Source organism: Vibrio sp. 10N.222.52.B7, assembly GCF_041474275.1.
Lineage (GTDB): Bacteria > Pseudomonadota > Gammaproteobacteria > Enterobacterales > Vibrionaceae > Vibrio > Vibrio crassostreae_C.
In genome coordinates, this window is sequence record NZ_JBFRTU010000068.1 from 72,378 (window position 1) to 85,750 (window position 13,373).

At 44.2% G+C, this 13,373-nt stretch carries 14 protein-coding genes; 10 read left to right on the forward strand and 4 right to left on the reverse strand.

Annotated elements, in window-relative coordinates; translation table 11 throughout:
• The first annotated feature begins 158 nt into the window (after positions 1-158).
• The 5 genes from AB4512_RS16545 (at position 159) to AB4512_RS16565 (ending at position 5,404) form a co-directional block, all read left to right on the forward strand.
• Positions 159-1,187 carry a succinylglutamate desuccinylase gene (locus AB4512_RS16545; RefSeq protein WP_017059157.1) on the forward strand — a complete coding sequence of 343 codons (1,029 nt, stop codon included), beginning with the start codon at positions 159-161 and terminating at the stop codon, positions 1,185-1,187.
• Positions 1,188-1,320: 133 nt separating this feature from the next.
• Positions 1,321-2,316 carry a vitamin B12 ABC transporter permease BtuC gene (gene btuC, locus AB4512_RS16550; RefSeq protein ID WP_017096955.1) on the forward strand — a complete coding sequence of 332 codons (996 nt, stop codon included), beginning with the start codon at positions 1,321-1,323 and terminating at the stop codon, positions 2,314-2,316.
• Positions 2,303-3,061: a vitamin B12 ABC transporter ATP-binding protein BtuD gene (gene btuD, locus AB4512_RS16555; RefSeq protein WP_017059159.1), complete on the forward strand. Its 759-nt coding sequence runs from the start codon at positions 2,303-2,305 to the stop codon at positions 3,059-3,061. The genes btuC and btuD overlap by 14 nt, the downstream gene beginning before the upstream one ends.
• A gap of 29 nt (positions 3,062-3,090) precedes the next feature.
• Entirely contained in the window at positions 3,091-3,450 is a 360-nt protein-coding gene (locus AB4512_RS16560; protein ID WP_372175197.1) for a DUF6559 family protein, read from the forward strand.
• A gap of 487 nt (positions 3,451-3,937) precedes the next feature.
• Entirely contained in the window at positions 3,938-5,404 is a 1,467-nt protein-coding gene (locus AB4512_RS16565; protein ID WP_372175216.1) for a lytic polysaccharide monooxygenase, read from the forward strand.
• 224 nt (positions 5,405-5,628) lie between these two features.
• Here the strand turns inward: AB4512_RS16565 and AB4512_RS16570 are convergent, their stop codons facing one another.
• The 3 genes from AB4512_RS16570 to AB4512_RS16580 form a co-directional block, all read right to left on the reverse strand.
• The gene (locus tag AB4512_RS16570; RefSeq protein WP_372175198.1) at positions 5,629-5,862 is read right to left on the reverse strand and encodes a hypothetical protein; all 234 of its coding nucleotides are present in this window, start codon (positions 5,860-5,862) and stop codon (positions 5,629-5,631) included.
• A gap of 59 nt (positions 5,863-5,921) precedes the next feature.
• On the reverse strand, positions 5,922-6,641 hold the full coding sequence (locus AB4512_RS16575; RefSeq protein ID WP_102333261.1) for a hypothetical protein: 720 nt from the start codon (positions 6,639-6,641) through the stop codon (positions 5,922-5,924).
• A gap of 98 nt (positions 6,642-6,739) precedes the next feature.
• A complete protein-coding gene (locus AB4512_RS16580) occupies positions 6,740-7,579 on the reverse strand; it encodes a LysR family transcriptional regulator (protein WP_017068280.1) in 840 nt (279 codons plus the stop codon).
• 193 nt (positions 7,580-7,772) lie between these two features.
• Here AB4512_RS16580 and gntH point away from each other — a divergent pair, with 193 nt between their 5' ends.
• The 4 genes from gntH (at position 7,773) to AB4512_RS16600 (ending at position 11,339) form a co-directional block, all read left to right on the forward strand.
• Positions 7,773-9,398, forward strand: coding sequence for a guanitoxin biosynthesis MBL fold metallo-hydrolase GntH (gene gntH, locus AB4512_RS16585; RefSeq protein WP_017068281.1), 1,626 nt, complete (start codon positions 7,773-7,775; stop codon positions 9,396-9,398).
• 126 nt (positions 9,399-9,524) lie between these two features.
• The gene (locus AB4512_RS16590; RefSeq protein WP_017068282.1) at positions 9,525-10,040 is read left to right on the forward strand and encodes a hypothetical protein; all 516 of its coding nucleotides are present in this window, start codon (positions 9,525-9,527) and stop codon (positions 10,038-10,040) included.
• A 185-nt stretch (positions 10,041-10,225) separates the two neighbouring features.
• Positions 10,226-10,735, forward strand: coding sequence for a hypothetical protein (locus AB4512_RS16595; protein WP_017070904.1), 510 nt, complete (start codon positions 10,226-10,228; stop codon positions 10,733-10,735).
• A 115-nt stretch (positions 10,736-10,850) separates the two neighbouring features.
• Complete coding sequence (locus AB4512_RS16600) at positions 10,851-11,339, forward strand: GNAT family N-acetyltransferase (RefSeq protein WP_017068284.1); 489 nt, start codon at positions 10,851-10,853, stop codon at positions 11,337-11,339.
• Positions 11,340-11,495: 156 nt separating this feature from the next.
• On the opposite strand, the gene AB4512_RS16605 is transcribed toward AB4512_RS16600, so the two are convergent.
• Positions 11,496-12,071 carry a nucleoside triphosphate pyrophosphohydrolase family protein gene (locus AB4512_RS16605; protein ID WP_017059167.1) on the reverse strand — a complete coding sequence of 192 codons (576 nt, stop codon included), beginning with the start codon at positions 12,069-12,071 and terminating at the stop codon, positions 11,496-11,498.
• A gap of 213 nt (positions 12,072-12,284) precedes the next feature.
• On the opposite strand from AB4512_RS16605, the gene AB4512_RS16610 reads away from it, so the two are divergent.
• Complete coding sequence (locus tag AB4512_RS16610; RefSeq protein WP_372112782.1) at positions 12,285-13,355, forward strand: diguanylate cyclase domain-containing protein; 1,071 nt, start codon at positions 12,285-12,287, stop codon at positions 13,353-13,355.
• Positions 13,356-13,373 lie beyond the last annotated feature (18 nt).

A 13,373-nucleotide genomic window follows, 5' to 3' on the forward strand; every position in this document is an offset into this window, starting at 1 on the left:
TGGAACAGATGTCGGTTAGTAAAGTCAGCAGGTAATATAAAAATATATGGGTAGTATTTGTGAGTGATAACGGAGTTTCTGTTGATAAGTGCGATCCTAGCAACACAATTTCTATGTACAATTTATTAACATACGGCCGTGCAATTAAGGAGTAGCGCATGACGAAGACCCTCTTTCGCCAATCATTTCTTTTTGACAGCCTAGATCTTGAGCAAGAAGTGTTTGCAGGACAGACCGTACTGAGTAACGGTGTTCAAATTAAGCTTCATCAACGCGGTGTCTTGGAAGTGATTCCCGCGGATTTTAATTCTGAAACCAAGAACATCATTTTTTCAACCGGTGTTCATGGCGACGAAACTTCACCAATGGAGCTGATCGATAAGCTCATTGAGGATATTGAAACAGGTTTCCAAGTAGTAAACGCGAGATGCTTGTTTATCATAGCTCACCCAGAAGCCACTAACGCGCATACTCGTTTTCTTGATGTGAACATGAATCGTCTGTTTGATGAAAAGCAGTACGAGAGCAATCGAGAAGTGGATATCGCGAAGAACTTGAAGTTCTTGGTGACTGAGTTTTACAAAGAAACGGAACCTGCCACTCGTTGGCATCTAGATTTGCACTGTGCAATCCGTTTATCTAAGCATTACTCGTTTGCAGTGAGCCCTAAAGTTCGCCACGAAGTACGCAGTAAAGAGCTGTTTGATTTCATTAACAGTGCGCACGTGGAAGCAGTGTTGTTGTCAAATGCGCCAACCAGTACATTCAGTTGGTACAGTGCTGAAAACTTCGAAGCGCAAGCACTGACAATGGAACTAGGGCAGGTCGCGAGAATTGGTGAGAACCAACTTGATAAGCTAACGGCTTTTGACTTGGCGATGCGTAACTTGATTGCTGAAGTTGAGCCAGAGCATTTACCTAAGCGAACCATCACTTATCGCGTGAGCAGAACCATTGTTCGTTTACATGATGACTTCGATTTCATGTTCTCAGATTCTGTAGAGAACTTTACCGCGTTCAAGCACGGTGAAGTATTCGGTCATGATGGTGATAAACCGTTAATGGCTAAGAATGAAAACGAAGCGGTGGTGTTCCCTAATCGTAATGTTGCTATCGGTCAACGAGCAGCCTTAATGGTGTGTGAAGTTGAAACGCGATTCGACCATGGTCAGCTTGTGTACGATTAATATCGACTCGGGTTTAAACGACGAAAACAACCGCTCAACTGGTTGAAATATCAAGGTTCACATTACGGTGTGAGCCTTGAGTTTATTTGGGGATACAGGTAAGGTTACGCGAACATTTTCAAAGTAGCTTGATATGGATTTCCAACAACTTCTTCACCAAAAACAGCGCAAATGGACTAGAGCCATTTATCTGATGGCAGCACTGCTTGTCGCGCTGAGTGCGATTTACCTAATGGTTGGCGATCTTTTCATTTCCCCTCTGGGCACATTGTCCACGTTAGAACAAAAACTACTGATTGATTTACGCTTACCTCGACTATTGGCGGCTATTGCTATCGGGGCAGGGTTAGCCGTATCTGGCGCAAGTTTACAAGTCTTATTGGGTAACGTATTAGCAGAGCCCGGTGTGCTCGGCATTTCTGGTGGTGCAAGTTTGGCGATGGTTATCGTGCTGTTCTTCTTGCCGTTTGCTCCGACTCCAGAACTGTTCATGATTGCCGCCGTTTTAGGCTCGCTCTGTTTCACCGTGATACTGGTGAGCATGGTAAAAACGATGCGACTCACCACGGCTAAATTACTGCTGGTGGGTGTCGCGTTAGGCATTCTTTCTGGCGCGATGGTGACATGGGCGTTCTATTTTAGTGATGACTTAAGTCTACGTTTATTGATGTATTGGCTGATGGGCAGCTTAGGTGGCGTCACTTGGTATCAACACTCGCTCACGTTGGTGATGATCCCCGTGATTATTTGGCTGTGCCTGCAAGGTAGTAAGCTAGATAAGTTAATGATTGGCGAAACGCATGCCGCACAGTTAGGCGTAAACGTACCGAGATTGCGCTGGCGTCTAATTTTCGCCGTGTCTATTTTAGTCGGCTGCGCGGTAGCTTTAGGTGGCGTGATCAGCTTTGTTGGCTTGGTTGTGCCACACTTATTGCGTTTAGCGATTGGTACTGATAACAAATACCTTCTTCCTTTGTCTGCCGTTGCTGGCGCTGCGTTGTTGGTGTTTGCTGATATCTGTGCAAGAACCTTATTAGATTCCGCAGAGCTGCCTTTGGGTGTGATGACCACCAGTATCGGTGCGCCTATCTTCATTTGGATGTTAATTAAAAATCATGATTCAAATTAAGAGCCTGAGCGTCGGCGCTCGTTTATTACCACTATCATTTGAGCTCAAGCAAGGGCAGGTGACTCACGTTATCGGCCCTAATGGCAGCGGTAAAAGTACCTTGCTCGAAGCGATATCTGGAATTGGTGATGGTTACAAAGGCGATATAAAGATCGACGGGCAGGATTTGTCGGAGCTGTCTTTACAAGATTTATCATTGCATCGTGCTTACTTGTGCCAAAGCGCAAGGCCAGCCTTCAACTTAGAAGTGTTCCAATATCTTGCATTGTCACTGCCAAGCTCCTCACACGGCCTTGATGTTGAAATCAACGCAGCTTTGGAAGAAATCAGCCAGATGCTAGACATTGCAGACAAACTTCATCGCTCAATTCAGACACTGTCTGGTGGTGAATGGCAACGCGTACGTTTGGCGGGAATGTGCCTGCAAATTTGGCCGACACTTAACCCATACGCGAAGCTGCTGATCCTCGACGAACCCGCAGCTCCGTTGGATATTGCTCAAGAAGCCTTGTTGTACAAGCTTATCGAACGAGTGGCTGAGAAGGGCATCGCCGTGATCATGGCTAACCATGATTTGAACAGAACACTAAGACACGCAGACCAAGTGTTGTTGCTCGATAAAGGTGTACTTCAAGCATCAGGCTCAGCTGATCAAGTGCTTACCCCTGAGCAGCTAGAGTCCGTGTTCAACACCGAAGTCAAAAGTATCTCAGTCGACAATCAGACCTATCTGCTGTTTGGTTAACTTAAGCTCATCAATACAAGGCAATCTATATGTTTAGATATATTCAACGACGACGAATCAAGAAAGTAATCAAATCACTTTCTGCAAAGTTGGTGAAAGCGTACGGAAGCAGTGACTTTTTCTCTATTGGGCAGGTTGAAACAAGTTCTCGTGAGTTGAGTAAACGCCAACAACAGATTGCTTTAGCCTTGTTTGCGGATCCACAAGATCTTGCTGTTGAATTAGCTCCAGCCATTCAATTGCTGCGTAATAATGTGTCTAATGACTTCTTCGGTGGTGAGGAATATAACGCGCGTGATGTACTTAATTTGTTGGGCGGTGGCGGTTGGAAGGGCGGTCGTATGGACGATGATATGTCGAATCGATTTGGCATGAATAGCCGCTATTAGTTTAGCTCGTTCAAATTAACGTTTAATGATTTATCCATTTATAAACGTATACGCTCAATAGCTTAGCGACTTTACAGCAGTCTCAACAACGTAATAATAATGATGATAAAAAGCACTCAATATCATTATTTATGCGAGCGTTTCACTCCAATTAATTCAATGAAAAAATACCTTCCTAGCGATCTATTTTCTTAGGGAATGCGTAATTTTTGTCGGTAAAAATTGATAATTCGAACCAATATCATCTATCTACAACGCATTTGTTTGAGTTGTGTGATGCTGATTCCTATTAATATAAAACCCGCTGTTATTGATAAAATTGACGTATATATTTTTCGTTTTTCTTTAAGTCAGAAACTATAAACCTTCGAATTACAGTGCTGGTTGGTTAGTAACCAATTGGTTTTGTGTTTAGGGTAAAATAATAGAGAGTGGGAAAGTGACAACAATAAATAATAATATTCTAAAAATAGCAGTGGGTATGGCTATGCTATCGAGTGTGCCGTCAGTGGCAAATGCTCATGGTTGGTCTGAGTTTCCAAGCGCGCGTCAGAACACGTGTTACGAGCAAGGCGGGATTTGGTCGGGTACACCACCTAATGCTGCGTGTGCTCAAGCAAAAGACATTTCGGGTTCATACCCGTTTGTTCAACGTAACGAGTACGCGAAAAATGTCCAAGATTTCAATAATATCAATGCTGTAAAAGCGGCGATTCCTGACGGCACGTTATGTTATGCCAACGATTCGCAAAAACGCGGCATGGGTGCGCCTCATACTGGTTGGACTCGTACCGAGCTAAATACTGGTACGTTTGAATATGTATTCAATGCGACAGCGCCACACAACCCTTCTTTCTGGGAGTTCTACCTAACGAAACCAAACGCGGACCTAAGCAAAGGCCTAGCGTGGGGAGACTTAGATCTTATCCAAGAAGAGGGTAACGTTCCGGTTAATGGCGGCAAGTACCGCATTAATGTCACTATTCCTTCAGACCGTTCTGGCGATGCGATTCTATTCGTTCGTTGGCAACGTGATGATGCTGCGGGCGAAGGCTTCTACAACTGTTCAGACATCACTATCGCGGGTGGCACAACCCCTCCACCAGAGCCGGGTCCAGAGCCTGATCTAGTGCGTGGTGACCTATTCATTTCAGAAGGTTTTGGAACTCCACAAGCTGGCGACACCGTAAAGTACGATATCATCAACAAGTATGGTGAAGTAGCGCGAAGCTTCGACATCGTCATTGATGCTTCAAACGTTAACGATTGGGCTCGTTTGTTGGCTTCAGAAATTAACGGCTGGCATGAAGAGTTTAAAGACGGCGCGATCTTCATTGGTGATTGGCACGCTGAAATGCAGCACTACATGTACTTCCAAAACGATCCTTCACGCAACTTCTTCAACTCAAAAGATAGCCGTGCTTCTGGTCAGTTAACGTTGATTGATGGTGGCGACGGTGGTGTTGAACCATTGAAAGGTGACATCTACGAGCTAGTGAAGAGTGACAATGTAGTCAATGCTGGCGATAAGGTTGTGATTGCAACAAGCGAAGCCGCGACATTGACTCAAACTCAAGGTTCTTCAGTAAGCATCCAAAATAACGGCACGGCTTCTATCGTAGTTGATACCACTGGCATCACTGCAAACGAAACTCTATCGTTTATGGCTAGCTCGATTGAAAGCGAAAGTGTTGAAACCTTCACTTTTGAAGTAATTGCTGATGACGGTGGCGTAACACCAGACCCAGATCCAACGCCGGATCCAGATCCGACTCCTGACCCAGACCCTACGCCAGATCCAGGTACGTGGGACTCATCAGCGACTTACCTTGGTGGCGAAGTCGTGACTTACTCGAACCAGTCATGGAAAGCACAATGGTGGGTTCAAGGTGGTACTAACCCTAAAGCGACTTACGAAAATGACAAATGGGGCGTTTGGCGTCCAGCCAACTAATCTTAACTATTGTTAGTTAATTAGCCTTGCAATAATAACCAAGACACCACACTTTTTGACGAGTGTGGTGTCTTTTTTAGCGTCTGCATTTGCGGTTTTGAATGTCATCAGCCTAGAAAAAGTGATTCAGGAACGGAGTCTTAATCACTCAGCACGGCTCTATAAGAAGATGAGAGTTATATAGAAAACAAGAGCTATATAACGTTTTGTAATGTGTTGACGAATTATTCCAGAATAAGGTTTTCTTTAATCTCATCGTTAAGATACCCCTGATCAAAATCTGGTGTCATGAATTCGACGAAGGAGGAGTCTAGATAGCTGGTTTCTAGATAACTCGGCTCTAGATAATGGGAGTCTAAGTGATCAGCACTTACGTAGGTGGGAATCGCAGAAAACAAAACGATACTGATCGCTGCAGCGATATTAATGGCTTTGTTACGTTGAGAAGTAATTTTCATAGTAGTGCCCTCGAAAGGTGGGCAAATCCATCTGCCTATGAGAATTGAATCTGAGATATTTAGAAGTCGTAAGACAAACCAAGTGTGATGATGCTGTCGTTGTCGATCGGGCCCATCGATTGGCCGTTCAAGTAAAGGTCACCTTCGTTGGTGTTGAAATAGGTGTATTTCACGTAGGGTGTCCAGTCGTCGATGCTCTTAGAGAGAACGACTTCGTGTTCATTGGTACGGTAGTCGCCTTGATGAAAGATTACGTTGTCATCGTTGTGGGTAAACCCGCCATTGGATCCATCACTGTTTTCGTGAGTGTATTGGTAAGCTAAATCCCAGCCTGAGAGTGAGTACCCCGCACCGGCGATGAACTTATTAGTGTTGATCGTGGTGTCGCTTACATTCTCGAGTACTTGCCCTGACTGGTTATATCCCAATCCACTGAATACATTGAAGTTATCATTGACTTGGTAATCAATAATACCTTCGATTAATAACTCTTCACCGTTGTCCCATTTACCGAGTTCACCGTATAGGTTGAACGTGAAGGACTCGCTGATGTGAAAGTCGTGGCCGTAACCCGCTGCTAACCAACCTTGGTCATCAAAACCTATATAGACTTGTCCATTTTCTGAGGTATCGATTAATGCGCCAGCTTCTGTGGTGTAGACACCGTTATCAGCAGCATTAGAGGCAACGTTTTGTTCGATGTAAACTTGAGTCGAAGTCGCAAACGCTGCGCTGCTGAGTAACGTAAGTGGTAGAGCAATAAGGTTAAGTTTTTTCATGGATTCTCCAGTGTCGTTCTATTGAATTAACTTGCTGGAGAGTATGTGATTAAACTGAATTTATATTAATAGGGTTAACTTTAGTTAAAACCTCAGTTTCATTTATGTTTCCTTAATGCTGATTTGATTGCTTCACGGGTTTTGATGTGCTGTTCGTCTTTAGCGTAGCGGCGGTGATAGAGCATTCGAAACGTGATCGGTCTTAATTTGATGGGGATAGGGTGAACGCGTAAGCCAAGCGCCGGTGCGAGCATTTCTGCAAAAGAACGAGTAGAAGCGGCGATATAATCTGTCGTGCTTGCCAAAATCAGCATGCTTGAAATTGAGCTGGTTTCAATTCTGACTTTTCTCGGCTCGATATCGCTCTCTGATAAAAACTCGACCGTGTTCATGTTGGCGCGTTTGATCTTGAGCGCAATATGCTCCTCTTGGAAATACTCTTCTTTACTTAGTGTCTCACCAATTCGAGGGTGGTTGATTCGAGTCAGACACACGGGCTCCTCATCGACGATGGTTTCTTCAATCAATGAGTGTTTCTTACTCGAAAGTACATCAATGACGATATCCACTTTTTGTGCAGTAAGCGCATCAAACAGTTCTTCCTCTTCGAGCGGCGCTTCCGTGAAGCTTACGCCTTCAACCTGGCTAACGAAATGAAGCAAGCTCTCTGTGCAATAGACTTTAAGGTCATTCTTTTGCTGCTCAACCGTTCCAATGATGTTCAATGGGTCTTCTATCTTATTAGCGAGTGATACCGCTGCTCCAGTGGGCGCGATACCTCGTCCTTCTCTCACAAATAAAGCCTTGCCCACGACACCTTCGAGTCTCTTAATCGCCGCACTTACCGCGGGCTGAGAAATATCGAGCTGCTCTGATGCCACGGTGATAGAGCTGTGTTTGTAAACGGCCAAAAATGTCGTCAGTAGATTAAGGTCCAAATTCAGTTCCCTCTATTCTTATTGCCACTCATCCAAATCATGGTGGAGTCGTTATTAACTCATAAATGAAATGGAGGTTTTAAGTAAAGTTTACACTATATATCAAGGTTCTGTTTATTAATAAACTTGTTTGCATCGGAGTGAGGAAGGAACTTCATTCATTTACTAAATACTCAGACCGATAGGTGAAACTATGAGAACTTTCGCAAAATTATCAATCATCTCTACAGCAATGATCATCACGACCACCGCTTTTGCTGCTGACCCAATGATGCAATACAACACCAAGCAAACTAACTCTGATATTCAAAAACTCGAGAAATTTGAATATCACGAGGGTGAAACCCTTGAAGAGTATCTGAGCACTCAACCTAAGGGGAACTTGTACTCTTCAGAAGAAGAGGTGCTTTCTGTGTTAATGGGCGGTGTAAACAATGGTGACTATCGCAAAGAAACCAATTCAGGTTGGAAAGAAGGCCTGATGTTTGAGGGCATTGCACCTTATGGCGATCACATGGTGTCGGGCGCCAACTGGTTCCCACGCACTGAAGAAGTTCAACCGGATGAAATGCGTGTCACGTTCATGGGGACATCACCAATGATTCGCCCGGGGCAGGCAAACACCTCGATATACGTCGAATTGGGTAACGGCTCTAACTTTGTCTTTGATTTAGGTGAAGGATCAATTGCGAACTACGTAGCGGCGGGTGTCGCGATGAATGAACTCGACCATATCTTCATTACTCACTTACACGTAGACCATTACGGCTCGTTACCTTACCTGTATCAATTTGGTGGTTGGAATGGTCGCTGGGAAAAGCCGCTTAACATTTATGGTCCGAGTGGTGCGACTCCAGAATATGGCACTCGTCATATGATTGAAGGCATGCAGCAAATGTTGAACTGGCACACCGACGCATTTGATGTGTTCCCATCAGGCAACGACATAGTGGTACACGAGTTTGATTTCCGCGACGACGGAGGTGTTATCTATGACCAAGACAATGTGGAAGTGATTCACTGGCGACGCAGTCACGCAAAAGATGGCGCGTCTGGTTACCGCTTGAATTGGACTCAAGATGACGGTCGAGTGCTTTCGTTTGTTTGGACAGGAGACGGTCGCCCAACCGAGTTGGATTTGAAATACGCAAAAGGTGCAGACTTGTTCATTACTGAGCTGCAAACCGAAACGTTCGGTGTGTCTTCGATTATTCAAGGTGTGCCGCCATTCTTAGCACGTTACACCGTTGATACTCACCATACACCAGCGTACGCGGCGGGTTATGTGGCGAATGAAGTACAACCGCGCTTGTTCATGACAACGCACATGACATTCGACCCATATCTCAATGAGGAAACCGTTGCAGAGGTTCGACACCATTGGCAAGGGCCTTACCACTTCGGTGCGCCAGATGGCATTGTCGTTAACATGACTAAAGATAATGCGTGGGTTCGTGAAGGTATTTTACCTGATTTCCCGAATGCGCGAGCGCCACAATTTGATATGGCCGATGGGTCTGACTTTAGAATCCCGCTGCCGAAAAACAGCCGTGAAGACATACAAGAACAAGAGATTCGTGATTTAGAGTTGGATCCAAAACTGTACTACCCAGAAGGCTACCACCCAGAGCTGTTGACTGAGTGGCCAGTCGACCGTGACATCGTGATCCCAGCTGAACAAGTACCAGAAGCAATGAAGCAAGGTATGAACACCAAACAAGAATACATGGATAGAGTGCGTGCTCACCACAACCTTGAGCGCAAGTCGGTAAGTCGTCCAACTGAGCCTGGTGAAGGAGCAGGAACCGACAACAAATAGGGTATTTGCAGTGAGGGCTGATATTGCCCTCACATCCTAAAAAGTTAGGTAAATAAACCCATTCTCTTACTCAATCATAAAAACTATTGCTTACAACATCTTTGCTTAGAATATCTGGAGTTCATTATGAAAAAATCAATTTTAGCGGTCGTCATTCTATCTTTAGTGTCAGCGTCTGTTTTCGCTAACGGACAATCCAATGCTCACAACTATCAACCTGGTGCGACGAATAACTCAGAACGTTTAGCGGATATTGATCCTAACTACGAACTGACCTTACCTTCAGAAAAAGAAGGCTACACCATGTATGACAACCAATCCATGTCAGATGGTGGGACCTACACAACGTATGTCAAACCGAATCCTTCCGATGCAATGCATGTCGCCGATGAAGGCTCGCTAAAAATAACGCATGGAGAAGGTGGTGTCATTATGACGGAATACACCACAAAGAATGGGCAACACACGTTTTCAGTGATGTGCGGCTACACTTCGGGTCCATCATACTGGGCTGACGGAAAACCAGCGAAGGTATGTGAAGAGGCGCAAGCACTAGCGGTTGCATTGGAAGCAAAAGGTGAATGGGAGGTGAAGCCAATGACTTACACCATCGCACCAGCAAGAATCGTAGTTGATAAGTGATTTTTGTCTATAGAACGCTCGTTATATCGAGCCTCGTTATCCAATCATATTGATTATTTGTAGTGAGACAGAGGGGTACTCAGGCTGAAATGGTCTTGAAGTTCCCCTTAACTTAGCTCATCTCACAAGAAGCTAAGTCAGCCAACTAATCAAATTTGTATTCGAAAATACAGAAGGTCTATCCCATGAAAAATACCATTAAGCTACTGGCTATCGCATGTGTTTTACTTACTCCAATGCTTGTCGCCGCTGCCGAACATAATCATAGTCACAATCATTTTAACCCTGAATTAGAGAAACTTGGCGACGATATTATTGGTCTAACCGTGTGTTACAAAAATGGTCATCTATCAGATGAGAATCAAGAGCCTGCGTTTATGAACCTTATCAACCACGCCAATGTAGAAGGTGAGGAGCTGGGGATGTTCTACATGGACAAATTGGGCCCTAAAGCCGAGCAAATCATGAGTGATGATGAGGCTCGACGTTTATGGACCGAAGAATATTGTGCTGATTTAACTGATACCTATTTGGACTCACACAAGTTAGCTCAAAGAGCAAATGAACACAAAGGTTACTCCCACGGACACGATCATGGTCATCACCATAATCATGACCACCATGGACATGGCGATTTAACGCCGGAGGTACTTGAGCAAGATATTGAGAGAGGGCGTTTACTCAGCATCAACTAAGCCCAATAAAATAAGTCCATCCAACCTATTGTTAAATATTTACTATTTGATAGTGTGTCTAGGTGCACATTGAGGATGTGTTTCATATTTAGCGATGAAAATAGTAGGAGTTGCGATGAGTATTATAGTGAGACGGTCTGAACCGTCAGATGCAAAGGGAATAAAAGAAGTTTACGAATGCACTAATGCTTATACCGGTACGCTGCAACTCCCAAATCCATCTCTGGAAAGCTGGCAAAAACGAATCTCTAATATGCCTGATAACGTGTACTCGTATGTCGCGATGATCGACGATGAGATTGTTGGCAACTTGGGAATGGAAGTGTGCGTGAATCCAAGAAGACGACATGTGGCTTCATTTGGTATGGGTGTTAAAGACGATGTGCTAGGCAAAGGTGTGGGTAGTCAGCTGCTCGCGACCGCGATCGACTTGTGTGATAACTGGATTAACATCAAGCGAATGGAGTTAACGGTATACACCGATAATGAAAGAGCGATCAGCCTGTATAAGAAGTTCGGTTTCGTGATTGAAGGAGAGTCCGCAGGGTTCGCTTTCAGAAATGGCGAATATGTGGCGGCTTATCATATGGCTCGACTGGTATAGCATTTAGCTACGATTAACACACAGCTACGATTAACACAGTTAGAATTAACTGACAGATAATAAAACGCCACGTTATTTAAACGTGGCGTTTGCTATTTTGGTGCGCTGGTGCTTTAAAGAGCTACAGCCATAACCTTAGTTCAGTCGTAAACTTAGTTAAGCCGTTAGTGGCTCAAGGTTCGCAGGACGGTAGTGTACAGATTTTAGTACTTTACCTTGGCGAACTGTCTTGCCTTCCGATACGAAATCTTCCGCACACTTAGCGATGATGTATTCGCCTTTTTGAACCGCCATCAGCTTGATGTTCTGCTCAGCATAGAAAGCTTCTGTTTCAGCATATTCTGTTTCATTACGGCATACTTTGCTCATGTTGCTTGAGTGTACTTCGTCCCAGCAAGGTAAGAAGTCAATTGAGCGGTTTTTAGAAACATTCAACAGTAGGTCGATCAGGTAGCTGATTGCTAGGTTGTCTTCAACCTTAGCTTGGCCAAGGTGAACCAGACGTCCCATCAAAACATAAACGCTGTCTACGATAGCGTCCGCTTGTTCGATTTTAGAGTCAGCTTCTGCAAGTTCTGTTAGTTCTTCGATCGCTAGAGAGGTATGTAGCGTATCGCCTTTTTCGTCCATTGTTTCAGGAGCAGCAACAGGCAGATCAAAAGTACTGCGGAACTCTTCAATGTCGCGGTAAAGGTGATCGTAGATTTCTTGGCTTAGTTGAGAAAGGTTCATTTTCCTATCCATTCTGTTTCGTTAATGGATTATTTTACCAAAGCTAGGAATAGGGTGCTAACGCAAAGTCGAAGAAGTCGACTTTTATTCATTGGACCAATGAGGTATTTTGCATACAAACCAATTGATTATTATGTTTTTTTACACTTTACTCTTCTTAATATACCAAATATTAATGTTGCCATTAACTTCGGCTGCAGTGGGATCCCAGTTATGAACCAAGCCAGTGAAAGCGAAATTGTTATACGTCGCTTGTATCAAATCACCAATGATTACCGGAAGGGCTTCGATATTCAGATCGCTCAGCTGCTTATCATGGGGCTTGAACGCTTCAACCTTGATATCGGTATTTTATCTAAAGTCGAGGGTAATTCTTATTTAGTCGAGCACTGTGTTACGCCAGAAGGGGTTGAACTCAATAGCGGTGACACCTTCGATTATCGTTCAACCTATTGCGAAATTACATGTAAATCGATTGGTCCTATCTGCATTGAGCATTGTGGCAAACACGATAAGTATGCGACGCATCCCGCTTACCAGTCTTTTGGTTTAGAGTCTTATATTGGCATCCCGATTTTCGTTAATGATGAGCTTTATGGCACTTTAAACTTTTCAAGCCCAGCCCCCTATCATCGCGAGTTCAAAGAGTTCGATGTCGACGTGATGAGACTAATGGCATCATGGATTGAAGTGGAGCTGGTTAGAAGACAGCAAGAACGAAAACTCAAAGAGCTGAATGAGAAGTTAGAGTACCAAGCTCTTTATGACCCTCTTACACACTTACCGAATAGACGTTGCTTGTTCAAAACGTTGAACGCAGAAGTGGAGCAATTAAAAGGCTCTTTAGGAAAGGGAACCTTGGCCGTTGTCGACATCGATTTCTTTAAACAGGTCAATGACACTTATGGCCACCAAATGGGCGATGTTGTCTTAAAGAAAGTGGCGAACGTGCTGAGCAATAACACTCAAGAGGGTGAGTTTGTGGCGCGTTTTGGTGGTGAAGAGTTCATTCTTTGGTATCCAAATAAAACACCAAGTTGTGTTGAAGATAAGTTCATGACTCTTTTGCAAGAGATGAAGAAAATCACACTGGATAGAAAGCCTGTCACTATATCAATCGGTGCGTGTCATTTTGAGTTGAGTACCGGGGATACCAAAGGGGAAAGGATGTCGGCACTCGACTCTTTGATCAAAGTGGCTGACGAGTGTTTATATATCGCCAAACAAAATGGACGAGATCAGTTTGTATCTCGTCCATATCATCAAGAACGCGCAAGTTCGTAAATACAGAAAACGTATTGC